The sequence below is a fragment of the Bradyrhizobium monzae genome, assembly GCF_021458635.1.
Lineage (GTDB): Bacteria > Pseudomonadota > Alphaproteobacteria > Rhizobiales > Xanthobacteraceae > Bradyrhizobium.
Genome location: NZ_JAIRDQ010000002.1, coordinates 279136 through 302832 on the forward strand (window position 1 = coordinate 279136; position 23697 = coordinate 302832).

Below are 23697 nucleotides of genomic sequence, written 5' to 3' on the forward strand. Positions count from 1 at the left end.
CTTTGTCCACAAAGCGGGCAGTTGCGCTGCACTGCGGCATGACCGCTTGCACGTTTGTGTACAAACGGTATCGTCGCGTCGTAGATTTCAAGTGATCTGGAATTTTGCGATCGCAGGGTTTGGGAACGAGGATGACGCAGGCACCGATCCGCCTGACCGTGAACGGCAGGATCCACGACGTCACGGCAGAGCGCCAGACGCCGCTGCTTTATGTGCTGCGCAATGATCTCGGACTCAACGGCCCGAAATACGGTTGCGGCTTGGGTGAATGCGGCACCTGCACTGTCCTGATCGACGGCACCGCCGCACGCTCTTGCGTGATTCCAATCAGCGGCTGCGCCGGACGCGACATCGCGACGCTCGAAGGCCTCGGCACAAGCGACAGGCCTGATGTGGTGCAGCAGGCCTTCATTGACGAGCAGGCCGCGCAATGCGGCTACTGCCTCAACGGCATGATCATGACCACCAGGGCGCTGCTTGCGATCAACCCGCAACCAACCGAGCAGGAAGCGCTCGCGGCGTTGCGCTACAATCTCTGCCGCTGCGGCACGCATGTCGAAATCCTGCGCGCCGTGATGCGCGCATCGGGCCAGCTCGCCGGGGTCCGTGATTGATGGCCTCTCCGCATCCGAACGGAGCAGAGCGCGGCTCGCTCGTCGTCGTCCGCACCGTGGACGAACTTACGTCCGAAACCTTCGTCCGCATCACCGCGGATGGATCGGTCGCGGCCTATAACGGCCATGTCGATCTCGGTACCGGCATCCGCACCGCGCTCGGCCAGATCGTCGCCGAAGAGCTCGACGTCTCCTTTGCCCGCGTCGTCGTGGTGCTCGGCGACACCGCCATCGTGCCGAACCAGGGCGCGACGATAGCGAGCGAGACCATCCAGATCACCGCTGTCCCCCTGCGCAAGGCCGCAGCCCAGGCGCGCCACTTTTTGATCGCGCGCGCGGCAGAGCGGCTGGAGATGCCGGCCGAAGGGCTGATGATCGAAGACGGGCTTGTCCGAGGGCACAATCGCAGCGTCAGCTATGGCGAATTGATCGGCGGCGAGACCATTCGCCTCGAGCTTGCCGATGATGTTCAGGTCAAGGCCGTCGGCGACTACGCCATCGTCGGCCAGTCTATGCCGCGCGTCGATCTTCCGGCCAAGGCCACGGGCGAGCTCACCTTCGTGCACGACATCCGGCTATCAGGCATGCTGCACGGCCGCGTGGTGCGTCCGCCCTACTCCGGCGTCGATGCCGGCCCCTTCGTCGGCACCAGCCTGATCGCGGTCGACGAGTCCTCGGTGCGCGACATTCCCGGCCTCGTGGCCGTCGTCAGCATCGGCGATTTCGTCGGCGTGGTCGCCGAGCGCGAGGAGAATGCAGTTCGCGCGGCGGAGCAGCTCGCCGTGAGCTGGAAGCCGACGCCTGAGCTCGCCAATCTCGCCGATGTCGAGACCGCGCTGCGCGCCCATCCGTCGACACCGCGCACGCTGATCGACAAGGGCGACGTCGATGCGGCGATCTCAGGCGCGGCCAAGCCGATGCAGCGCACTTACGTCTGGCCGTACCAGATGCACGCCTCGATCGGCCCGTCCTGCGCGGTCGCCGATTTTAGGGAGGGCAATGTCCGCGTCTGGTCCGGCACGCAGAACCCGCACGTCCTGCGCAGCGATCTCGCGCTGCTGATCGAGCGTCCCGAGAGCGAGGTCGAGGTGATCCGGCTCGAGGCCGCCGGCTGCTACGGCCGCAACTGCGCCGATGACGTCACTGCGGATGCGCTACTGCTGTCGCGCGCGGTCGGCCGGCCCGTTCGCGTGCAGCTGACGCGCGAGCAGGAGCACGCCTGGGAGCCGAAGGGCACCGCGCAGCTCATCGACGTCAATGGCGGCCTCAATGCCGATGGCGGCATCGCCGGTTACGATCTCGCCACGCGCTATCCGTCGAATGCCGCGCCGACGCTGGCGCTGCTGCTGACCGGCCGTATCTCGCCCGAACCTGCCGTGCTCCAGATGGGCGACCGCACCGCGATCCCGCCCTATGATTACGACAACATGCGCGTCGTCGCGCATGACATGGCGCCGATCGTGCGCGCGTCCTGGTTTCGCGGCGTCTCGGCGCTGCCGAACACCTTTGCGCATGAATCCTACATCGACGAGGCCGCGACCGAGGCCGGAATCGATCCCATCGAATATCGCCTGCGCTACCTGAAAGACCAGCGCGCGGCCGACCTCGTCAATGCGGTCGCCGAGCGCGCAGGCTGGACGCCGCGGCGGGTCCGCGAAGAGAAAGCTGGCGAGGTCGTGCACGGACGCGGCTTTGCCTACGCGCTCTATGTCCACAGCAAGTTTCCCGGTTATGGCGCCGCATGGTCAGCCTGGGTCGCCGACGTCGCGGTGAACAAGGCCACCGGCGACGTCAGCGTCACCCGCGTCGTCGCCGGGCAGGATTCCGGCCTGATGATCAACCCGGACGGCGTGCGCCACCAGATCCACGGCAACGTCATCCAATCCACCAGCCGCGCGCTGATGGAGGAGGTCTCGTTCGAGCGCGGCGCGGTGGCGGCGCGGGAATGGGGCGCCTATCCGATCATCGCGTTCCCCGACGTACCCAAGATCGACGTCTTGATGCTGCCGCGGCCGGACCAGCCGCCACTCGGGGTCGGCGAGTCCGCGTCGGTGCCGAGCGCAGCGGCGATTGCGAATGCGATTTTCGATGCCACCGGCGTGCGCTTTCGCGAGCCGCCGTTCACGCCGGAGCGCATCCTGAGGGGATTGCACGGCGACACAGCACCCACGCCGCAGGCCCTGCCCGCGCCCGCCGCGCCGCCGCCGTCTCGCATCTGGGAAAATCCCTTTGCCAGGCGCGCCGGCCTATTTGCGACGATTGCGGCCGCCTGCACCGCCGCGATCGGCATTGGCGCGGCGCTTCTGCCCGGGCGCGCCATCGCGCCGATCGCGCGGCCCGATGCCTCCGTCTATTCCGCCGCGACGATCGCGCGGGGGGAGCAGCTTGCGGCCCTCGGCAATTGCGCGGAGTGCCACACCAATATCGGCGGAGCGAACAACGCCGGCGGTCGTGCGTTGGAGACGCCGTTCGGCACGATCTATTCGACCAACATCACGCCCGATATCGAGACCGGAATCGGCGCCTGGTCCTATCCCGCCTTCGAGCGCGCGATGCGCGACGGGTTGCATCGCGACGGACGGCAGCTCTACCCCGCCTTCCCCTACACGCACTTTTCGAAGACTGACGATGCCGACATGCAGGCGCTCTACGCCTATCTGATGGCCCGGCCCGCGGTGCGCGCGACGCCACCGGCGAACAAGCTGGCCTTCCCGTTCAACGTTCGCCCGCTGCTTGCGGGCTGGAACGCGCTGTTTCACCAGACGAGGGAGTTCAAGCCCGATCCCGCGAGATCCAAGCAGTGGAATCGCGGCGCCTACCTCGTCGAGAGCCTTGGCCATTGCAGCGCCTGCCATTCGCCGCGCAATGCGCTCGGCGCCGAGCAGCGTCAGGCCTATCTCGCCGGCGGCTTTGCCGAGGGGTGGGAAGCGCCGCCGCTGACGTCGCTCTCACACGCACCGATCCCGTGGAGCGAGGATGAGCTGTTCGCCTATTTGCGCACCGGCCATTCGCGCTACCACGGCGTCGCCGCCGGCCCGATGGCACCGATCGTCAAGGATCTGAAAGCCCTGCCCGACCCCGACATCCGCGCGATGGCGGTCTATCTCGGCTCGTTCAACAACACCACGGCCGACGCGCCTGCACTGGCAGCGAGGCTGGAGAGCGCGACACAGGTCACGCTCGCCTCGTCCACCGGCGCGCGGCTCTATCAGGGCGCCTGCGCCGTCTGTCACGAAATCGGTGGTCTGCCGCTGTTCGGCAGCCGTCCCTCGCTCGCGCTCAACAGCAATCTGCACAGTGCGACGTCGGACAATCTCGTGCAGGTCATCCTGCACGGCATCGCCGAGCCGGTCTCCAGCGATCTCGGCTACATGCCCGCCTTCAGGAACAGCATGAGCGACGCGCAGGTCGAAGCACTCGTCACCTTCCTGCGCGGGCAGTTTGCGCCGGAGAAGCCGGCCTGGACCGGAGTGCGCGAGACGATCGCGCGGGTGCGGGCGTCTGTGCACTGAAGCGCGCCGCGACAAAGGTGCGTTCCCTCCCCCCTTGTGGGACCCACAAGGGGGGAGGGAACGGAGAGCGGCGCTGATCACGCGTGCTTCTTCATCTCAACCGGCGGCGTGCCGTGCGTGTGGAAGGACTCGATCGTCTTCAAGCCCCAGGCCTGGCCCTTCTTGCGCTCCTCCTCAGTCCACACGATCGGCTTCCAATCGGGCGCGAGGATGAGGCGGGCGCCGGCGTTGGCGACCTCGACGCGGTTGCCGCCGGGCTCGTAGACATAGAGGAAGAAGGTCTGCTGGATCGCATGCTTGTGCGGACCGGTCTCGATGTGCACCCCGTTCTCCAGGAAGATATCTGCAGCGCGAAGAATCTCCTCGCGGCTGTCGAGCGCGTAGGTGACGTGGTGGAAGCGGCCGGGCGTGCCGGAGTGGTCGAGCGAATAGGCGAAGTCGTAGCTCTTGTTCGACATGGTCAGCCACATCGCGGCTTCCCGACCGTCATTGAGCACGATCTGCTCGGTGAGGCGACAGCCGAGGTAATTCTCGAAGAACTCGCGGTTGGCCTTGATGTCGACGGCGAGACAGTTGAGATGGTCGAGACGGCGGACATTGACGCCGCGCGCGGGAAAACGCTGTGCCTGGTTCTTGAGTGCAGGCTTGAGCTCCGGCGGCGCTTGATACCATTCGGTCTCGTAATAGAGCTCGACGATGTGGCCATCGGGATCCCTGCAGCGGAAGGTCGGCCCCTGCCCCATGTCGCCGTCGATCCAGCCGATGTCGAAGCCCGAGCCCTTCAGCGCGGTGACGCGGCGCTCCAGCGCCTGCTGGCTGCGCGCGCGCAGCGCCATGTGCTCCATGCCTGATGTCTTCGACGCGGTGAGCTTGAGCGAGTAGCGCTCGTAATCATCCCAGCCGCGCAGATAAACAGACTCGCCCTTCTGCCCGCTGACGGTCATGCCCATGACGTCGACGAAGAATTTCAGGCTCTCGTCGGGCTTCGGCGTCAGCAGCTCCATGTGGCCGAGATGGGCGAGATCGAGGATCGGTTCGGGCTGCATGGGCTTCCTCCAAAGGCGTGGCGATCCGGTTCACGGAATCGCGCGATCGGGCGCAGGGCGCAATCTTGTGGGTGCGCCCGGACGGCACTCGGCCACGGGCTCATTTGTACTAATGTACAAATGATTAGGTCCCGTCAACAAATCAACGCGTGCCGGCCCGCGATCCGCGCCGTCCCTCGAACGGTGAACGGACTGCCCGAATGGTAAAATCTTCCTTAATTCATTTTAAGCTCGAAAGCCCAATAACGCGGCATTTTCCGGCCAATTCCGCCGACAAGTATGCATTTGGAACAAAGCTACCAACCGAATTGTCGCAGATTTAACAAAGCCGCCGCGCCTGCCGCTTAACCGTTTGTCCAGCCCCGCCTCGCATAGTCAGGGTCAAACTCCTCGGACTTTCAGGTTCATCCATCGTGACATCCTTTGGACGCGTGATTTCGGTACGCGGATCGCTCGCCCGGGTCGGACTTCTGGCGGCAAGCCAGATGCCGGTCTCGGAAGTTCGGGCCACCGTCGGTCGCTTCGTCAGCATCCGCTGCGCCAGCTCGGTCATCGTCGCCATGATCACCGAGGTGTCCTGCGAGAACCTCTCGCGCACCGACGATCTGATCGCGATCGCCTCGGTCGATCTGCTCGGCGAAATCCACAACGCCGCTGACAAGGCCAAGTTTCAGCGCGGCGTCACCAACTATCCGACGATTGGAGATTCCGTCGACCTGATCACCAGCCAGGAGCTGCGCACCATCTACGCGCCGACCGGCTCGGACCAGATCAATGTCGGCTTCCTCCAGCAGGACCGTTCGGTCGTCGCCTATGTCGATATCGAGGAAATGCTCTCCAAGCACTTCGCGGTGCTGGGGTCGACCGGCGTCGGCAAATCGACCGGCGTGTCGCTGCTGCTCAACGAGATCCTGAAAGCGCGGCCCAACCTGCGCATCTTCCTGCTCGACGTGCACAACGAATATGGCCGCTGCTTTGGCGACCGCTCGCTGGTGCTCAACCCGCGAAACCTGAAGCTGCCGTTCTGGCTGTTCAATTTCGAGGAAATCGTCGACGTGCTGTTCGGCGGCCGCGCCGGCGTACCCGAGGAGCTCGACGTCCTCGCCGAAGTCATCCCGATCGCCAAGGGCATCTACACGCAATACCAGAACACCGATCGCCTCGGCCTGAAGCGCGTCGACCCCAAGCAGATCGGTTTCACCGTCGATACGCCGGTGCCGTACCGTCTGGTCGATCTGATCTCGCTGATCGACGAGCGCATGGGCAAGCTCGAAAACCGTTCCTCGCGCATCATCTATCACAAGCTGATCTCGCGCATCGAGGCGGTCCGCAACGATCCGCGCTACGCCTTCATGTTCGACAACGCCAATGTCGGCGGCGATACCATGGCCGAGGTGATCAGCCATCTGTTCCGCCTGCCCGCCAACGGCAAGCCGATGACGGTGATGCAGCTCGCCGGCTTCCCGGCCGAGGTCATCGATTCCGTCGTCTCGGTGCTGTGCCGCATGGCCTTCGATTTCGGCCTGTGGAGCGACGGCGTCTCGCCGATGCTGTTCGTGTGCGAAGAGGCGCATCGTTACGCGTCCGCCGACCGCAACATCGGCTTCGGTCCGACCCGCAAAGCCGTCTCGCGCATCGCCAAGGAAGGCCGCAAATACGGCGTCTATCTCGGCCTGATCACGCAGCGCCCCGCCGAGCTCGACGCCACCATCATCTCCCAGTGCAACACGCTGTTCACGATGCGCCTCGCCAACGACCGCGACCAAGCGCTGCTGCGCGCCGCGGTGTCGGATGCGGCTGCAAATTTGCTCTCCTTCGTGCCATCGCTCGGCACCCGCGAGGTGCTGGCGTTCGGCGAAGGCGTCGCACTGCCGACACGGCTGCGCTTCAAGGAGGTGCCGCCGCACCAATTGCCGCGCGGCGAAGCCACCATATCGAGTGTTCCCTCGGTCACCTCCGGTCACGACATGCACTTCGTCGGTGCCGTGCTCGAGCGCTGGCGCGGTGCGACATCGCAGCGCGACGTTCCGAACGACCCGGTGTTCCAGGCGCCGCCGGCCAGGACGCTGGCGGCGGCCGAGACACCAATGCTGCAGCCCTCGATGGGCCTCGATCCGGACCGCTTCTCGCTGCTGAAGAAGCCGCTGCGGTAAGGGGCTCTCGCTCTCCATCCTCGTCATTGCGAGCGCAGCGAAGCAATCCAGAATCCCTCCCCGGAAAGACTCTGGATTGCTTCGCTGCGCTCGCAATGAAAAAGCAAGGGCGACAGCGCCGCTTCTCTAATTGGCATTTGCTGCGGGCAAGTTGAGCCCACCGCCCGCATCGACTATGGTTGCCGGCCCTAAGCCGGAATCCATGCCCATGACAAAGCCCGCGCAACGCTTTCCCGCACCTGCCCTCGACACGCTCCCTGACGACATCCGCACGCGCCTGCTCGCGGTGCAGGAGAAGAGCGGCTTCGTGCCGAACGTGTTTTTGACGCTGGCCTACCGGCCTGAGGAGTTCCGCGCCTTCTTCGCCTATCACGACGCGCTGATGGAGAAGGACGGCGGCCTCACCAAGGCCGAGCGCGAGATGATCGTGGTGGCGACCTCGGCGGCCAACCAGTGCCAATATTGCGTGATCGCCCATGGCGCGATCCTGCGCATCCGCGCCAAGAACCCGCTGATTGCCGACCAGGTCGCGATCAACTACCGCAAGGCCGATATCACGCCGCGCGAGACGGCGATGCTCGATTTCGCGATGAAGATCTCCGCGGACGCGCAACGGATCGCCGAAGAGGATTTCGCAAGCCTCGCCCCGCACGGTTTCAGCGACGACGACATCTGGGATATCGCCGCGATCTCGGCCTTCTTCGCGCTGTCGAACCGGCTGGCGAACTTCACCGGCATGCGGCCGAACGACGAGTTCTACCTGATGGGACGGCTGCCGAAAAAATGACGGAGCTCGACTGGCCCGAAATCCTGCTGCGCCTCGGCGTTGCGACGCTCGCCGGCAGTGCGATCGGGCTCGACCGTGATTTGCGCGGCAAGCCGATCGGGCTGAAGACGCTCGGCATCGTCGGCCTCTCCACCGCAACCGTGGTGCTGCTGGCGCTGCAACTCGCCGAGCCCGACAAGGTCGCCGATGCGACGAGCCGGGTCATCCAGGGCATCCTCACCGGCATTGGCTTCCTCGGCGCTGGCGTCATCGTCCATGAGAGCGAACGGTTTCGTGTCCGCGGCTTGACCAGTGCTGCCTGCACCTTCCTGGCCGCCTGCCTCGGCGTGGTCTGCGGTGCCGGGCAGTGGAAGATCATCGCAGTCGCGCTGGCGTTCGCCTTCGTGCTACTCACGGTCGGCCGCCGTATCGAGCGCCACGTGCATCGAATGCTCGGCGGCACGGACGAGCCGCACGAGGACCGCCGGCAATCCTAGCGGCCTTGCTCAAATCTTCCGCTCGCATATTGGTCTGAAGCGCTGGTAATCATTCCCGGTAATTCACGGTGGTCGCCGGTTCGATTGCCGTTCGGACCTGAGAGGCATGATGGACAGCAGTGCTCACGACCCCGGTGACGTGACCTTCGACTTCCGCCAACTGTCGGCGCGCGACAAATACAAGCTGCTGATCGGCACCGTCGTTCCGCGCCCGATCGCGCTCGTGACCACGGTCGATCCGGAGGGGCGGATCAATGCAGCGCCGTTCAGCTTCTTCAACTGCCTGTCGGCCGATCCGCCGATCCTCGCGCTCGGCGTCGAGAACCACCCGGACATGCGCTTCAAGGACACCGGTCTCAACATTCGCCTGACCGAGGTCTTCACCGTCAACATCGTTTCGCACGCGATTGCCGAGGCGATGCATGTCTGCGCCGTGCCGTTCTCACCGCAGCATGACGAACTGAAGGCCGCGGGCCTGACTGCGATGCCGGGCAAGACCGTGGCGTCGCCCTGGATCAAGGAGGCGCCGGCCGCGTTCGAATGCCGCCGCCACATCACGCTGGAGCTCGGCAAGTCGCGGCAGATCATCATGGGCGAGATCTTGTTCGCGCATTATCACGCCGACGTCGTCGATGCCGAACGCCTGCACGTCGATCCGGCGCGACTCGATGCCATCGCCAGGCTGGGCGGCAGCACCTGCGCGACCATTCGCGACCGTTTCGACATGGCGACGCCGACGCTCGACGACTGGAGGCAGCGGGAGCCGTAAGGAACGTCCAATCAAAGCGTCGGCGACTGGTGCAGATAGCGACCGTCGAAATCCGCCAGTTCCGATAATTTTCGCTCGTCGAGCACGGTGACGCGTCCGCGATGCAGCTCGACGATGCCCTCCTCGCGCAACTGCCTGATCACGCGATTGGCGTGCACGGCGGTAATGCCCAGCGCTTCGCCGATCTGCTCCTGGGTCAGCGGCATCTCGAAGCTGGCCCCGTCGACGCGCCCGATGATCTTCAGCCGCTCACGCAATTCGATCATGACATGCGCAAGCCGCGCCGGCGCGGGCCGCTGGCCGACATTGACGATCCATTCGCGGAACATCGCGGAGTCGATCAGTGTGTCGCGCCAGAACATCTCGGCGACCACAGGCCTGCGGCGATGCAGTTTTTGCAGCGTCTCGTGGCTGATAAGGCCGAGCGTCGCCGCCGTCAGCGTCGACAGATCATGGTCCATCACATGCAGGAACAGACTCATCAGGTCCGGGATTTCGCCGGGAATGTGCAGCGAAAGGATCTGCCGCTTGCCGTTCGCGATCGTCTTGGACCGCGCGCAGAAGCCGTCCGCGATCAGGCAGCAATCGGTCGCGCGCTCGCCGTCGCGCACCACCGCCGTTTCGGCGGGGTAGTGCCGCACCGAGATTGGAAGGGCCTCGATCTCCCTGATATCCTCGTCCGCGATCGCGGACGAGACGCGCAGGCGCTTGATGAGCGCCCCGCGGATCACATCGCTGGGCACGTCGGGTCAACTCCAGTCGTGAGTACGGAACCCATTTGGGGTTGGAGGGCGCCATCGCGCCATCACGGGGAAAAACCCGCGATCCACTCCCCCGGTTCCAACAAAAGTTAAGGACGCCGATTGTCCGCGCATGGTCTGATTTGCCCTGAAAGGCCAAACCATGACCAAGAAGCGCAACCGCACGCGACCGGCCCTCTCGCTCCAGGAGCGCCTGAACAAGTTCACCGAGGACGCGCGCGCCGCGGCCAAGAACCTGCCGGCCGGCGCCGAGCGTCACGCGCTGCTGCAGAAGGTCCGCGACGGCGAAGCAGCCGTCGACATGGAGCGATTGCTGTCCTCGCCGAACCAGCAAACTCCGAAATGATCGCGCGTGAGACGCGAACCCGCTACTGCTTGTCCATCAGCGGAAGCGCCGGGGCAAAGCGCTCCGCAAATGTCAAAGTCCTGGCCTGGTGAACTGCGGCAAACGAGGCAGAGATTCCAACGGAAGCCACTGCGAGCAGGGCAATTGCGAAAACCAGACGGCGCATTGTCGCCTCCTGTATGAGCTCGATACCCTATTGGTGGGTGGCTCTGTTTCAGGACGGTTTCGTCGGCGCGGAAAATGATGTCGCTCAAGCGGCTGTGATCGGATTCAGCTGACCGGGCCGCAGGTCGTAACCAAATCATCATAGTCGCCTCCGTCTTGCCGCGCGTGCAAGCGGTCTCGGGGAATTTCACGCCCGCGATCGCGATCACGACTCGCACGACAGCCGTGACAGACTGCATTGGCTCAATTGCGGAGTTTTCGAGGAACAGTCAGATGAAAATCGTCATCCAAAGGCTAAATGGCCTGTGGCACCTCATCATCGGGTCGTGCCGGATTCGCACGCCCTTCCTGGCAACCCAGGATCGCGCGCTGGTCGTCACCTATGCGCGGCGCGTCTACCCTGGCGCCAAGATCTTCCAGCGCGACTGATGCGAGCGGGCGCGCCTCAATCGTCCGACGCCGGGCCGCACCAGCCGGGCAGATAGATCGCGTCCTTGCTCTTGGCCGCGGCCAGCGCCTTCTCCAGTGCCTTGTCGAAATTGGCGTCCACCGCCTTGCGCGTCAGCTTGCGGCGCAGGAAATCGGCCCACAGAAATTCTGAGAAAGGCGTGGTGTCCTTGGCGAAGCCGCCCATGCGGCGAATCTCGCCGGCGAGACTGCGGAACGGATCGTCCTTGAGATCGACGACCGATTTCGGCAAATCGCGGAACGGGCGACGCTCGCCCTTGCTGTCGTAAGGATAGACCCAGCGCTTGTTGTCCATCACGCCCCAGAACGCTTCGCGCTCGACCATGCGGAGATCGCCGACCACGGTGACCAGCACCTGCTTGATGCCCTCGTCGTGCAGCGCACGGCCGAGATGGTGATGGTCGATCACGTAGTAGCGCTCGTCGGGTCCGTACACGACGGGGATCATGTGGGTGCCGAGCAGGTCGGTCTGCTTCTTCTTGTCGTGCTCACGCCAGCGCTTGCGCTTCTCCTTGACCTCGCGCATGCCGACCGTCATCTGCGTCGGACGAAGCGACAGGATCGGCACCGGGTGCACTCTCGGCTCGCGCGCGTTGGGGGTCATGGTCGACGGCCTCTCGTCTGGTGGGAGATTGTGGTCGGGTTCCCGATTATGCCACGGGCCCTGCTGCGGCAACATGCCTTCAGCACGGGCAGCGTCATTGTTCTGGCAGTTGCTGCATCGCAACCCGCGCGTCCCTGACGCCGGAATGACAACCCGCGCCAAAGATCATTCGCACGTGCTGGGAATCGCCCAGGAAATGGTCAGGAAAGATCATGCGAATGCGCAATGTACGTGCGCGTTGAGAAGATTTTCTGCAACCTCCGTGTCGCCTATGCTATCTAAAAATCGCTGCTTCGGAGTAATCCCGCCCCATGAAATCCCAGCGGCCCATAACCTCGAACGAAGAGCACCGGGTGCTCCAGTTCAGGCCGCGCACGACGCCCTCCCCGGTGGTCCACCGAGGCAGTGGTGTCGTCCAGCCGCTGCACGCGCACGCGGCCCCCGAACCGCTCGACCTGTCCCGCTACGAACAGCCGCGCGAGGCGCCGGACGATTTCCGCCATCGCATGCTCGCCAACATCGCGGCGCTCGCCTTCACCATCGCGCTGACCGCGATCGGGATCTGGCTCGCCGTCAGCATCGCCGACCTCCGCCGGACCCAGGATTGCGTGATGATGGGCCGGCGGGACTGCGTCAAGATCACGACGCCGCACATCTAGGCGGGCCCTGTCGAACAGGCCCCGGCGCCGGAAGCTCCCTGCCGGCAGGTCCCCTCGGCCGAAACCGCTCCGGACCGGCATCCCCAGGGCTTTCCCCACCCCCGTCCGGCTCCATTGAACTCAGGGCGGCGCTCCGATATACGGGCTTCCGACCCGTCCAGAGGGGGGTTAGAGGGCGTCATTCCGGGCGCGATGCCCACCCACCGTGCCACTCTGGGATATCTGATGAATACCTGCAATATATCAAAGGCTTAGTGATGTCCTCCACATTCGATCAGGTCGCTACGATCATCGCTGAAACCTGCGACATCCCGCGCGACACGATCACGCCGGATAGCCATGCCATCGATGACCTCGGCATCGACAGCCTCGATTTCCTGGACATCGCGTTCGCGATCGACAAGCAGTTCGGCATCAAGCTGCCGCTGGAAAAGTGGACCCAGGAAGTCAACGACGGCAAGGCGACCACCGAGCAGTATTTCGTGCTGAAGAATCTGTGCGCGCGCATCGACGAGCTGGTTGCCGCCAAGGGCGCGAGCGCCTGATCGGGCGGTCATGCAACTCGAATACTTCCACATGATCGATCGCATCGTCGACCTCAACGTCGACGAGAAGAAGATCGTCGTCGAGGCCCAGGTTCCCAAGGAGAGCACCATCTTCGAGGGGCACTTCCCGGGTTATCCCCTCATGCCCGGCGTGCTGCTGATCGAATCGATGGCGCAGGCCTCGGGCTTTCTCCTGCTCGGCGTTCTGAAGTTTGAGCGCATGCCGATTCTCGCCGCGGTGAAGGAAGCCAAGGTGCGCGGCTCGGTGTTCCCCGGCGATCTCATGAGCCTCGAGGCGAGCGTCGCCCATGAGGGATCGGGCTACGCCATGACCGAGGCCAAGATCAGGGTCGGCGGCAAGCTGCGCGCGAACTCGGCGCTCACCTTCACGCTGATCCCCTTCCCCAATTCGGATATGCGCGGATACATGGACGCGGTCGCCAAGCGCGTCGGCTTTCCGCAACAGGCCGCATCGTCATGACCGACACTGCTTCGAAGCCCGGCCAGACGGAAGTCTGGATCACCGGCATTGGTCTTGCCACCTCGCTCGGCGAGGGTCTCGACGCCAATTGGGCGGCGCTTCAGGAGAAGCGCATCAATGTCGACGAGAAAGGCTTTGCGCCCTTCATCGTGCACCCGCTGCTGCCTGTTACCTTCGACAGCCAGATCCCGAAGAAGGGCGACCAGCGCCAGATGGAAGCCTGGCAGCGCATCGGCGTCTACGCCGCAGGCCTCGCGCTCGACTCCGCCGGCATCAAGGGCAACAAGGACATCCTGTCGAAGATCGACATGGTGGTCGCCGCCGGCGGCGGTGAGCGCGACCTCAACGTCGACACCGGCGTGCTCACCGCCGAGGCCAAGGGCGCCAATGCGCCCGGCTTCCTCAACGAGCGGCTGATGAGCGATCTCCGGCCGACGCTGTTCCTTGCACAGCTCTCCAACCTGCTCGCCGGCAACATCGCCATCGTCAACGGTCTCGGCGGCACCTCGCGCACCTTCATGGGCGAAGAGGTCGCGGGCGCCGACGCCGCGCGCATCGCGCTGTCGCGCATCGCCTCGGGCGAGAGCGACATCGCGCTGGTCGGCGGCTCGCATAATGGCGAGCGCAAGGACCTCATGGTCCTCTACGAATTCGGTGACTTCAATCTGAAGGACAAGTTTGCTCCCGTCTGGGGGCGCAAGGATCACGCCGGCTTCGCGCTCGGCTCGGCCGGCGCCTTCCTGGTGCTGGAATCCAAGGCGCATGCGGAAGCGCGCGGCGCAAAACCGTACGCGAAGCTGTCGAGCGTGGTGACCGATCTCGCCCGCCGCAAGCAGTCCGGCGACATGGAAGCGACGCTGGAGACGCTTTGGGACAAGCTTCCGAAGCGCGACGGCAAGGGCGCGATCATCTCCGGCGCGACCGGCGCGGAGCCGGCGACGTCGGAGGAACGCGGCTTCCTGAAGAAGCACGCCGATTTCCCGGTGCGTTCGACCGGCACGATGTTCGGCCACACCATGGAGACGCAATTCCCGCTCGGCATTGCGCTCGCGGCGCTCTCGATCTCGCGCGGCGCGCTGTTTCCGCCGAACGATTCGACCGGGACCGAGGTTGAAATGCAGGGTGCGCCGACCCAGATCGTCGTGGTGGGAGCCGGACACTGGCGCGGCGAAGGCATGGCGCTGGTCGAGGCAATTTAGCTAGCTCTAGCAGGGGATCGACATGACTGCACCACGCGACAAACTCGGGCGTCCCGTTGTCGTCGTCACCGGCATGGGCATCACGACCTCGCTCGGCGCCGGCAAGGCCGACAATTGGTCGAAGCTCGTCGCCGGCGAATCCGGCATCCGGACCATCACGCGCTTTCCGATCGACGGCCTGAAGACCACGATGGCCGGCACGGTGGATTTCGTCAGCGTCGATCCATTCTCCTCCACTGGCCTGTCCGAGCGGATGGCCGAACTCGTCACGCAGGAAGCCCTCGAGCAGGCCGGCATCGGCGCCAGGGGCGATTTCCCGGGTCCTCTCTTCCTCGCGGTCGCGCCGGTCGAGGTCGAGTGGCCGCAGCGTCGCGAGCTTGGCCGCGCCGTCGGCGCGCCCGACTTCACCTATGACGATCTCTTGCGCATCTCCGGCGGCGGCAAGTATAGCGCCTATCATCACCGCTTCATGTTCGGCTCGGTCGCCGCGCACCTCGCCGAGACCTTCGGCACCAAGGGCTCGCCGATCTCGCTGTCGACGGCATGCGCCTCGGGCGCGACCTCGATCCAGCTCGGCGTCGAGGCGATCCGCCGCGGCGAGACCGATGCGGCGCTTTGCGTCGCAACCGACGGCACCGTGAATCCGGAAGCGCTGGTGCGCTTCTCGCTGCTCTCGGCGCTGTCGACCCAGAACGATCCGCCGCAGGCGGCCTCCCGCCCCTTCTCCAAGAACCGCGACGGCTTTGTCATGGCCGAAGGCGCAGGTGCGCTGGTGCTGGAGAGCTATGAAGCAGCGACCGCGCGTGGCGCCAGGATTCTCGGTGTCATCGCCGGCTGCGGCGAGCTCACCGATTCCTTCCATCGCACCCGCTCGTCGCCCGATGGCAAGCCGATCATCGGCTGCATGAACAAGACGCTGGCCGACGCCGGCATGACGCCGGACCAGATCGACCACATCAACGCGCACGGCACCGCGACGCCCGAGAACGACAAGATGGAGTACAACACGACATCGGCCGTGTTCGGCGATCTCCTGCAGAAGATTCCGGTCACCTCCAACAAGTCGATGGTCGGTCACACCATCTCGGCCGCGGGTGCGGTCGAGGCGATCTTCTCGCTGCTCACGCTCGAGCATCAGCGCATTCCGCCGACCATCAACTACGACAATCCGGATCCCACGATCCTGTTCGACGTCGTCGGCAACAAGGCGCGCGATGCCCGTGTCACCGCGGTGATGTCGAACTCGTTCGGCTTCGGCGGCCAGAACGCCTCGCTGATCCTGACCCGCGAACCGGCCTGACCGGACGCATGGCGCTGCTTCCTGCGAGCACGAAGGCCCGCGCGCGGGAAGCCGCCAAATCGATCAGCGGAGGCCTGATCGGGGCTGCCACCGTCGGCATGCTGCGCACCACGCGCTATTTCGATCCGGTCAAGACCTCGGATTTTTTCGCGCGCGTCACCAAGACGATCGGCCCGCGTCTGCGCGAGCACCGCATCGGCCGCGCCAACTTGACCGCGGCGTTTCCGGAAAAATCACCCGAAGAGATCGAGCAGATCCTGATGGGCGTGTGGGACAATCTCGGCCGCGTCGGCGCCGAGTTCGCCCATATCGACCATGTCTGGGACTACGATCGTGCCCATCCGGAGAACAGCCGGATCGAACTGCCAAAGCCCAGCATCGAGCGGTTCGATTGCATCCGTGACGACGGCAGGCCTGCGCTGATCTTTGCCGCGCATCTCGCCAATTGGGAACTGCCCGCACTCGCCGCCGTCGCGCACGGGCTCGATACCGCGATCCTCTACCGCCGGCCGAACATTGCGTCGGCCGACCGCATCATCCAGGAGATGCGCCAGGTCAACATGGGCACGCTGATCCCCGCCGGCCGCGATGCGCCGCTGCGGCTCGCGCAGGCGCTCAAGGATGGCAAGCACGTCGCCATGCTGGTCGACCAGTATCTGACCAACGGCGTCGAGGTCACCTTCTTCGGTCGCAAGACCCGCGCCAATCCGATGCTGGCCCGCCTCTTGCGCCAGGTCGAGTGCCCCATTCACGGCGTGCGCGTCATCCGCCTGCCCGGCTTCCGCTTCCGCGCTGAACTGACGGAGGAAATTCCGCCAGTGCGTGACGCCGACGGCAAGATCGACATCCAGGGCACGACGCAGGCGATCACCAATGTGGTGGAAGGCTGGGTGCGCGAGCATCCCGAGCAGTGGCTCTGGCTGCACCGGCGGTGGCGCTGATTTATTCCGTCATTGCTGCGAGCGAAGCGAAGCAGTCCGGACTGCTAATTCCTCATCCTGAGAGGGTGAGGGTTTGGCTTTTTTGGGCGTCAGCCGCTGAGACAGCCCTCACTGCTCCGGCAAGCCCGCATCCACCTCGGCCTGCACGACGCGTTCCCAGGCTGCGATACAGACCGGACTGACGTTCTTCATAGGCGGCCAGACGCTTTGCCTGGTCGTGCCGGGCCGCAAGCGCAGTCCCTCCGCGATCGCCGCCTTTGCCTCCTCGAACCGGCCCGATCTCTGGTAGGCGGCAGCCAGCATCAAATGCGAGCGGCCGGTCGCCGGCGTGATGGCGATCGAGCGTTGCAGCCACGGCAGCGCCTCCTCGTCGCGCCCCATGAAGACATTCGCCATGCCTGCGCCGAGCAGCCAGGTCCAGCGCGAAGCCGGCGGCGTGTCGTAACGGTCGGCTTGCTGGAATGTCGCGAGCGCATCGTCGAAGCGGCCTAGAAATATCTGCCCGAGGCCGATCAGATAGAGCGCAGACCCGTTCCACGGATCGAAGCTCAAGGCCTTGGCGCAGGTGACGAGGCTTTCGACGAAATGGTTGGTGGCGCTGAGAAAGCGGCACTGGGCCTCGAGCACCGCAATGGCGTTCGGCTTCAATCGCAGTGCGTGCTCGAGCGTGGCATTGGCCTTCGCCTCGACCGCAACGGCCTCCTCCGGGCTGAACCAGACCATCTGGATGCCGCGCATCTGCAGCGATGAGAGCGCGACGGCGAGATCGACATTGTCGGGATCGTCGGTGAGCGCCTTCTGCAGCATCGTTTGTGCCGCGTCAAAACGCTCGCGCGTGGTCTGGTTAATCGAGGCGAGCGCCTGCTCGACGGCCACCTTGTCGCCGCCCGCCGACGATGTGCGGCGCGCGGATGACGCACTCGGCTCCAGAATTTCATTCAGCCGGCGCGCAAGCACATGGCCGACGCCCGCGGCGAGCCGCGCCTGCGCAAGCTGCGCGTCCAGCGCCTCAGCGTTGACCGACGCCGCGACCGCCGATTGAACCTCGCCGGTCGCGGACTTGATGATGCGCGCCCGCAGCGTCCAGGATTGATCGGCAAGCTGCAACTCGCCGCGCAGTTCGTAATCGGATGAGGTGGCAGGCGCGGAGGTGCTTTCGCCGCCCGCGACCGCCGCCAGTCGCGGCGCCACCACGCTGATGTTCTGGATCTTGGCAAAACCGTCAGTCAGGCGTCCGGTGACCTCGGCTGCCATCGCCGCGCCGCGGGAATCGTTGCTGGCATCAACGATCAGCCTCACGACGATGCGCGGCGGCGTTCGCCTGAACAGCAGGTCCGGCTTCAGCACGGGCGCGGCCACCGCAAGCCCCATGAGGATCGCACAGAGTCCGACCACCGCGGCGACGATGGCCTGCCGGCTCAAACCGAAGATGGCACGCTGCGGCCGCACAGGCGCCACGACCATCTCGGCCGGCGGCTCAGGCTCAACCCCGCCAGTCGGAGCCAGCCGGGGCACCTCGGCTTGTGGCGTAGCATCCGGCGCGGCCACGACCTCCGTCGCCAGCAGATAGCCGCCGCCGGAAGCGAGCTTGATCAGCTGCCGCCGCTCGTCGCCGAGCGCGGTGCGAAGCTCGCGGATGCACTGGAACAGGCTGTCCTCGCCGACATGCACGTTCGGCCAGACCGCCTCCATCAACTCCTGCTTGCTCAGCACCCGGCCGCCGCTGGTTGCGAACAACCGCAGCATCTCGAAGGTCTTGGGCCGGAGCTTGATTGCAACGCCATCGGCTGAGCGCAGCTCCGCGCGCTGCTGATCCAGCTCGAAGCCGGCGAAACAAAGCAACTGATCCCCCCAAGCCTCTCTCTGGCCGGCTCATATAGGGCAACTGTGTCGAAAAAGCCCGAAAAGTTTCCCTGAACCGGAAATATCAGAAAGTTTCAGAAACAAGCCACCCCCTTATCAGGACACCACCTCCGGCCCGATGCGATGAATCCGATCAAGGACTCGCAAAGTGCATGCCGGGGGACGAGGTGAGGACGGGGAAAGATTGTTTCAAGGCGACCCGCCGCCTGCGGGCCGCGCTGCTGACGTCGTCGGCGCTGGCTTTGGCCTGGTCGCTGCCGGCCACCCCCGCCCGTGCGCAGGACGCGACCTGGCTCGCTGCTCCCGGCAGCAACCGCTATGATTTCGGCACCAGTTGGAGCACCGGTACTGTGCCGTCAGGCACGGCTTCCTTCGGTGCCTCGAACACCACCAGCCTGTCACTTCCCGGCAACGACGAAGCCAATACGACGAATGTCGGCGGCTGGACGTTCAATGCCGGGGCGGGAAATTACACCTTCGCCACCGGCCAGTTTCTGAATTTCAACGGCGCGGGCATCGTCATCAACGGCGGCAGCGCCACCATCAACATGGTCGACGGCGGCGTCAATTTCCTCAACGCCAGCACGGCCGGCGGCGCCACCATCAACAACGACAATCCCACCAGCGCGGTGAACTTCTATAACACCAGCACGGCGGGCACCTCGGCCATCACGACCTACGGCAGTGTGAATTTCTACGACGCCAGCACGGCTGGCAGCGCCCACATCACCGTCAACTACAATGGCGATGATGGCGGGTGGCTGTTCTTCAACAACACGAGCTCGGCGGGCAGCGCCACCATCACCAACAACATGCACCTGTCCTTCAAGGACAGCAGTACAGCGGGCAGCGCGACCATCACCAACAATGGTGGCGTGAGTTTTTCCGGCGCCAGCACGGCTGGTAACGCGACCATCATCAACAACACGAACAGCTTCCTGGGTTTCTCCGGCACCAGTACGGCAGGCAACGCAGCGATCACCAACGCTGCCGGCGGCATCGTCGACTTTTCCGCGTCCACGGGACCGGCGGGAGACGGCAAGCTCAGCGCCGGCTCGATTGCGGGCGCGGGCAGTTTCTTTCTGGGCGCACGCGAGCTCACCGTCGGCGGCAACAATCTGAGCACGGAAGTGAGCGGCGTGATCAGCGATTGCGGCACGAGCCCGACCTGCTCCGCGGCGGGCGCAACCGGCGGATCGCTGGTGAAGACCGGCACCGGCACGCTGACGCTGTCGGGCGCAAACACCTACAGCGGCGGCACCACGATCAACGGCGGAACGTTGCAGCTCGGCGCGGCCACCCGCACCGGCTCGATCCTGGGCACGATCGGAGTAGGCTCTGGCGGCACGCTCGCCGTCGTCAACGCCGACACCACCGGCATCACCAGCATCTCCAGCGAAGGGGCCGTGATCTTTCGCAACACAAGCAGTGCCGGCAGCACCGTGATCACCAGCACGGGACACGGCACCGTCGACTTCTACGACCAGAGCACGGCCGGAAGCGCCACGATCATCAACAATGCCGATACTCCCACCTACGCCGTCACTTTCCACAACACGAGCTCGGCCGGAACCGCAAACCTCAGCAACGATATCGGCGGCACGTTCTATTTCCGCGACGCCAGCACGGCAGCAAACGCAACCATCAATAACATCACAAACAGAACGACTGCGTTCTACGACACCCAGCACGGCAGGCCACGCGACCATCAGCAATAGCGGATTGACATATTTCTACGGCACGAGCTCGGCCGGCAGTGCCACCATCGCTAATTCCAGCACCGGCCAGGTCATCTTCCAGGACTCGAGCACGGCCGCAAACGCCATCATCGGCGGCGGCAGCAACTATACGTTCATAGGTTTCTACGATGCGAGTTCGGCCGGCAGCGCCACCATCACGGCCAACGGCCAATTGTCTTTCCGCAACACCAGCACGGCTGGCAGCGCGACCATCACCGTCAACAACTTCGGCTACGCGTATTTCCTGAACACCAGCACGGCCGGCACCGCAACCATCAACAACGATGGATCGCTTTCCTTTGGCGGTTCGAGCACCGCTGGCGATGCCGTCATCACCAGCACCGGCTCAATCGACTTCAACCAAACGAGCACGGCGGGACGCGCCGGCATCACCAACAATGGCAGCTTGTACTTCGAGAGCTCGAGCACTGCGGCCAGCGCAACGATCACCAGCAACTTTGTAGCGTCGTTCAACGACGCCAGCACGGCCGGCAGTGCGACCATCAACAACACCTATAATCTATCATTCACCGGCACCAGCACCGCCGGCAACGCCGCCATCACCAACAATGCCGGCGGCCCCGTCAACAATACCAGCGGCATGACCTGGTTCCGCGACAATGCGACCGCCGGCAATGCGCAGTTGATCAACAACGGGGCCAACACCTTCTTCGATTTCTCCGGCAGCTCCGGCCCGAGCGGCGACAACAAGCTCAGCGCCGGCTCGATCGCCGGCGACGGCACCTTCTATCTCGGCGCGATCGAGCTGACGGTCGGCGGCAACAATCTGTCGACCACCGTCAGCGGCGTGATCGCCGACGGCGGCTACAGCGGCGCCGCGGGCGGCTCGCTGGTGAAGACCGGCACCGGCACGCTGACGCTCACGGGCAGCAATACCTATAGCGGCGGCACCACCTTCGCCGGCGGCACCGTCAGCGTCGCCTCCGAGGACAATCTCGGCGACCTCGCGGGCGGCCTGACCTTCAAGGGCGGTACCCTGCAGATCACGGGCACGACCTTCAACACCACCGCGCGTACCATCAATCTGGGCACCGGCGGCGGCACATTCGACATTGCGGATGCCGCCAACAATTTCGTCGTGAGTCAGAACCTCGGCGGCACCACGCTGACCAAGACCGGCGCCGGCACGCTGACCCTGACCGGCGTGGAGAGTTTTTCCGGCGCGACGGTCTCCGCCGGTACGCTGGCGTTCAGCGCCAATGCCACGGCCGGCAGCGCCGTCATCACCAACAGCGGCAATGTGCTGTTCGAAGGCAACTCCAGGCCCGGCAACGCGCAATTGTTCAACGCCTCGGTCGGATCAGTATTCGACCTCTCGACGACGTCAGGACCCAACGGCGACCACAAGCTCACCGCCGGCTCGCTCCTCGGAGTGGGGACATTTTATCTTGGTGCCAACCAGCTGACGGTCGGCAGCGACAATCGATCGACCAACGTCACCGGCGTGATCGCCGACGGCGGATCGGGCGGCGGCGCGGGCGCCGCGCTGGCCAAGGTCGGCACCGGCACGCTGACGCTGTCGGGCATCAACACCTACACCGGCGCGACCACGATCGACGGCGGCACGCTCGCAGTGAACGGCGATATCACCGCATCGAGCGGCGTCACTGTGAACGCGGGCGGCGCGCTCGGCGGCACCGGCATTGTCGGCAACACGACGATCGCAAACGGCGGCACGCTCGCGCCCGGCAATTCCATCGGCACCCTCACCGTGAGCGGCAATCTGGCGTTCACAGCCGGCAGCTTCTACAAGGTGGAAGTCTCAACGTCCGCGGCCGACCGCACCAACGTCACGGGCACCGCAACGCTCACCGGCGCGACCGTGCAGGCGGTGGCGCTAGCGGGCAGCTTCCGCAGCCAGACCTATACCATCCTCTCCGCAGGCGGCGGACTGGTCGGCGCCTTTGCCGGCATCACGGGCAGCACCTTTGCCCCCGGCGCCCGCAATCCTCATCTCACCTACGACCTCGACAACGTCTATCTCGTGCTCGATCCCGGCACGATCACACTGCCGGCCGGCACGGGCGCCAATCCCGAGAGTGTTGCCGACGCCATTAACAGAGCGGTCGCGGCCGGCGGGACGCCGCCGGCCGGCTTCGATGCGCTGCTCAACATGAACGGCGCGCCGCTCAACCATGCGCTCAACCAGGTCTCCGGCCAGCCCGGCGCCGCCGGCACGCAAGCCGCGTTCGGCGCCACGCAGCAATTCCTGGACATGCTCGGCGGCGACGCCAGCGGCGAGCACGGCGGGGCCGCCGGTGACGGCGGGACGCTTGGATACGCCTCCACCGGCCCGAACGACGCCAGGGTGCGCGAGGCCTATGCCGCGGTGACACCGCGCGAGGCCGGCGGCGACGTCATCGATCGCCGCTGGGGCGTGTGGGCCTCCGGCTATGGCGGCGCCAGCACGTTGAACGGCAATGCCGCATCGGGCTCGAGCACCACCACCAGCCACATCTACGGCACCGTGGTCGGCGCCGATTATCGCATCTCGCCGAACACGCTGATCGGCTTTGCGCTCGGCGGCGCCGGCTACAATTTCGCGCTCTCGGATGCTCTCGGCAGCGGCCGCGCCGATCTGTTCCAGTCCGGCCTCTATGCCCGCCACAACTTTGGGCCGGCCTACATCTCCGCGGCCCTCGCCTATGGCTGGCAGGACGTCACCACCGACCGTACCGTGACGGTGTCGGGCACCGACAAGCTTACCGCCAACTTCAAGGCGAGCACCTTTGCCGGCCGCCTGGAGACCGGCTGGCGCTTCGCACCGGTCCCCACTTCCTCCTTCGGCGTCACGCCTTACGCGGCGGTACAGGCCACCACCTTCCATCTCCCCGGCTACGGCGAGACCGCGATCGTCGGCAGCAACCAGTTCGCGCTCTCTTACACCTCGCAGGACGCTACCAATGTCCGCACCGAGCTCGGCGCCCGCATCGACCAGCGCTTCCTTGTCAGCGATGGCGTGCTCATGTTGCGGGGCCGCCTCGCCTGGGCGCACGATACCAACATCAACCGCTTCGTCAGCGCCGCCTTCCAGACGCTGCCCGGCGCGGCTTTCGCGGTCAGCGGCGCGCAACCTGCCGCGGACTCCGCGCTGGTCGGTGGCCGCGCCGAGATGACATGGCGGAATGGCCTGTCGCTCGCGGGCACGATCGAAGGCGAGTTCTCCCGCAGCACGCAGACGTACACGGGCAAGGGCACGGTGCGTTATGAATGGTGAGCGGAAAGCGCATGTCGGTTCGATAGCATCG

Annotated in this window: 20 protein-coding genes; 16 read left to right on the plus strand and 4 right to left on the minus strand. The window is 65.1% G+C overall.

The window, feature by feature from the left end; all coding sequences use genetic code 11:
• Positions 1–131 precede the first annotated feature (131 nt).
• The gene (locus tag K3F49_RS10545) at positions 132–614 is read left to right on the plus strand and encodes a (2Fe-2S)-binding protein (RefSeq protein ID WP_234680859.1); all 483 of its coding nucleotides are present in this window, start codon (positions 132–134) and stop codon (positions 612–614) included.
• Positions 614–4126 (plus strand): molybdopterin cofactor-binding domain-containing protein, encoded by a 3513-nt coding sequence (locus K3F49_RS10550; protein ID WP_234680860.1) that lies wholly within the window; start codon positions 614–616, stop codon positions 4124–4126. The genes K3F49_RS10545 and K3F49_RS10550 overlap by 1 nt, the downstream gene beginning before the upstream one ends.
• A 77-nt stretch (positions 4127–4203) precedes the next feature.
• Here the strand turns inward: K3F49_RS10550 and K3F49_RS10555 are convergent, their stop codons facing one another.
• Positions 4204–5172: a catechol 2,3-dioxygenase gene (locus K3F49_RS10555; protein WP_234680861.1), complete on the minus strand. Its 969-nt coding sequence runs from the start codon at positions 5170–5172 to the stop codon at positions 4204–4206.
• A 413-nt stretch (positions 5173–5585) separates the two neighbouring features.
• Here K3F49_RS10555 and K3F49_RS10560 point away from each other — a divergent pair, with 413 nt between their 5' ends.
• The 4 genes from K3F49_RS10560 (at position 5586) to K3F49_RS10575 (ending at position 9357) form a co-directional block, all read left to right on the plus strand.
• Positions 5586–7325: an ATP-binding protein gene (locus tag K3F49_RS10560; RefSeq protein ID WP_234680862.1), complete on the plus strand. Its 1740-nt coding sequence runs from the start codon at positions 5586–5588 to the stop codon at positions 7323–7325.
• A 208-nt stretch (positions 7326–7533) separates the two neighbouring features.
• The gene (locus K3F49_RS10565) at positions 7534–8112 is read left to right on the plus strand and encodes a peroxidase-related enzyme (protein WP_234680863.1); all 579 of its coding nucleotides are present in this window, start codon (positions 7534–7536) and stop codon (positions 8110–8112) included.
• Positions 8109–8588 carry an MgtC/SapB family protein gene (locus tag K3F49_RS10570; protein ID WP_234680864.1) on the plus strand — a complete coding sequence of 160 codons (480 nt, stop codon included), beginning with the start codon at positions 8109–8111 and terminating at the stop codon, positions 8586–8588. Before K3F49_RS10565 ends, K3F49_RS10570 begins: the two co-directional genes overlap by 4 nt.
• A 109-nt stretch (positions 8589–8697) precedes the next feature.
• On the plus strand, positions 8698–9357 hold the full coding sequence (locus K3F49_RS10575) for a flavin reductase family protein (protein ID WP_234681417.1): 660 nt from the start codon (positions 8698–8700) through the stop codon (positions 9355–9357).
• Positions 9358–9368: 11 nt separating this feature from the next.
• Here the strand turns inward: K3F49_RS10575 and K3F49_RS10580 are convergent, their stop codons facing one another.
• Positions 9369–10100 (minus strand): Crp/Fnr family transcriptional regulator, encoded by a 732-nt coding sequence (locus K3F49_RS10580; protein WP_234680865.1) that lies wholly within the window; start codon positions 10098–10100, stop codon positions 9369–9371.
• A gap of 160 nt (positions 10101–10260) precedes the next feature.
• On the opposite strand from K3F49_RS10580, the gene K3F49_RS10585 reads away from it, so the two are divergent.
• Both K3F49_RS10585 and K3F49_RS10590 read left to right on the plus strand, forming a co-directional pair.
• Positions 10261–10464: a hypothetical protein gene (locus tag K3F49_RS10585; RefSeq protein WP_234680866.1), complete on the plus strand. Its 204-nt coding sequence runs from the start codon at positions 10261–10263 to the stop codon at positions 10462–10464.
• Between the two features lie 438 nt (positions 10465–10902).
• Complete coding sequence (locus tag K3F49_RS10590; RefSeq protein WP_234680867.1) at positions 10903–11058, plus strand: hypothetical protein; 156 nt, start codon at positions 10903–10905, stop codon at positions 11056–11058.
• A gap of 16 nt (positions 11059–11074) precedes the next feature.
• Here K3F49_RS10590 and K3F49_RS10595 read toward each other — a convergent pair whose 3' ends face one another.
• Entirely contained in the window at positions 11075–11701 is a 627-nt protein-coding gene (locus K3F49_RS10595; RefSeq protein WP_234680868.1) for a ParB-like protein, read from the minus strand.
• Between the two features lie 311 nt (positions 11702–12012).
• On the opposite strand from K3F49_RS10595, the gene K3F49_RS10600 reads away from it, so the two are divergent.
• The 6 genes from K3F49_RS10600 (at position 12013) to K3F49_RS10625 (ending at position 16826) form a co-directional block, all read left to right on the plus strand.
• A complete protein-coding gene (locus K3F49_RS10600; protein WP_234680869.1) occupies positions 12013–12360 on the plus strand; it encodes a hypothetical protein in 348 nt (115 codons plus the stop codon).
• Between the two features lie 257 nt (positions 12361–12617).
• The gene (locus K3F49_RS10605) at positions 12618–12905 is read left to right on the plus strand and encodes an acyl carrier protein (protein ID WP_007592476.1); all 288 of its coding nucleotides are present in this window, start codon (positions 12618–12620) and stop codon (positions 12903–12905) included.
• 10 nt (positions 12906–12915) lie between these two features.
• Positions 12916–13386 (plus strand): 3-hydroxyacyl-ACP dehydratase FabZ family protein, encoded by a 471-nt coding sequence (locus K3F49_RS10610; protein ID WP_234680870.1) that lies wholly within the window; start codon positions 12916–12918, stop codon positions 13384–13386.
• Positions 13383–14585 carry a beta-ketoacyl-ACP synthase gene (locus K3F49_RS10615; protein WP_234680871.1) on the plus strand — a complete coding sequence of 401 codons (1203 nt, stop codon included), beginning with the start codon at positions 13383–13385 and terminating at the stop codon, positions 14583–14585. Before K3F49_RS10610 ends, K3F49_RS10615 begins: the two co-directional genes overlap by 4 nt.
• A gap of 22 nt (positions 14586–14607) precedes the next feature.
• The gene (locus K3F49_RS10620) at positions 14608–15885 is read left to right on the plus strand and encodes a beta-ketoacyl-ACP synthase (protein WP_234680872.1); all 1278 of its coding nucleotides are present in this window, start codon (positions 14608–14610) and stop codon (positions 15883–15885) included.
• A gap of 8 nt (positions 15886–15893) precedes the next feature.
• Positions 15894–16826, plus strand: a complete 933-nt coding sequence (locus K3F49_RS10625; protein WP_234680873.1) for a lipid A biosynthesis lauroyl acyltransferase — start codon at positions 15894–15896, stop codon at positions 16824–16826.
• Between the two features lie 108 nt (positions 16827–16934).
• On the opposite strand, the gene K3F49_RS10630 is transcribed toward K3F49_RS10625, so the two are convergent.
• A complete protein-coding gene (locus tag K3F49_RS10630) occupies positions 16935–18668 on the minus strand; it encodes a winged helix-turn-helix domain-containing protein (protein WP_234680874.1) in 1734 nt (577 codons plus the stop codon).
• Positions 18669–18856: 188 nt separating this feature from the next.
• On the opposite strand from K3F49_RS10630, the gene K3F49_RS39375 reads away from it, so the two are divergent.
• Together K3F49_RS39375 and K3F49_RS10640 are read left to right on the plus strand one after the other, a co-directional pair.
• On the plus strand, positions 18857–20407 hold the full coding sequence (locus tag K3F49_RS39375; protein WP_346657312.1) for a beta strand repeat-containing protein: 1551 nt from the start codon (positions 18857–18859) through the stop codon (positions 20405–20407).
• Between the two features lie 4 nt (positions 20408–20411).
• On the plus strand, positions 20412–23666 hold the full coding sequence (locus tag K3F49_RS10640; RefSeq protein WP_234680875.1) for an autotransporter outer membrane beta-barrel domain-containing protein: 3255 nt from the start codon (positions 20412–20414) through the stop codon (positions 23664–23666).
• Positions 23667–23697 lie beyond the last annotated feature (31 nt).

Bases quoted from the DNA above. Each gene is read 5' to 3' on its own strand.
- K3F49_RS10605 (WP_007592476.1), top strand. From the start codon at position 12,618: ATGTCCTCCACATTCGATCAGGTCGCTACGATCATCGCTGAAACCTGC.
- K3F49_RS10550 (WP_234680860.1), top strand. From the start codon at position 614: ATGGCCTCTCCGCATCCGAACGGAGCAGAGCGCGGCTCGCTCGTCGTC.
- K3F49_RS10610 (WP_234680870.1), top strand. From the start codon at position 12,916: ATGCAACTCGAATACTTCCACATGATCGATCGCATCGTCGACCTCAAC.
- K3F49_RS10595 (WP_234680868.1), bottom strand. From the start codon at position 11,701: ATGACCCCCAACGCGCGCGAGCCGAGAGTGCACCCGGTGCCGATCCTG.
- K3F49_RS10615 (WP_234680871.1), top strand. From the start codon at position 13,383: ATGACCGACACTGCTTCGAAGCCCGGCCAGACGGAAGTCTGGATCACC.
- K3F49_RS10545 (WP_234680859.1), top strand. From the start codon at position 132: ATGACGCAGGCACCGATCCGCCTGACCGTGAACGGCAGGATCCACGAC.
- K3F49_RS10590 (WP_234680867.1), top strand. From the start codon at position 10,903: ATGAAAATCGTCATCCAAAGGCTAAATGGCCTGTGGCACCTCATCATC.
- K3F49_RS10625 (WP_234680873.1), top strand. From the start codon at position 15,894: ATGGCGCTGCTTCCTGCGAGCACGAAGGCCCGCGCGCGGGAAGCCGCC.
- K3F49_RS10575 (WP_234681417.1), top strand. From the start codon at position 8,698: ATGGACAGCAGTGCTCACGACCCCGGTGACGTGACCTTCGACTTCCGC.
- K3F49_RS10600 (WP_234680869.1), top strand. From the start codon at position 12,013: ATGAAATCCCAGCGGCCCATAACCTCGAACGAAGAGCACCGGGTGCTC.
- K3F49_RS10555 (WP_234680861.1), bottom strand. From the start codon at position 5,172: ATGCAGCCCGAACCGATCCTCGATCTCGCCCATCTCGGCCACATGGAG.
- K3F49_RS10565 (WP_234680863.1), top strand. From the start codon at position 7,534: ATGACAAAGCCCGCGCAACGCTTTCCCGCACCTGCCCTCGACACGCTC.
- K3F49_RS10585 (WP_234680866.1), top strand. From the start codon at position 10,261: ATGACCAAGAAGCGCAACCGCACGCGACCGGCCCTCTCGCTCCAGGAG.
- K3F49_RS10570 (WP_234680864.1), top strand. From the start codon at position 8,109: ATGACGGAGCTCGACTGGCCCGAAATCCTGCTGCGCCTCGGCGTTGCG.
- K3F49_RS10620 (WP_234680872.1), top strand. From the start codon at position 14,608: ATGACTGCACCACGCGACAAACTCGGGCGTCCCGTTGTCGTCGTCACC.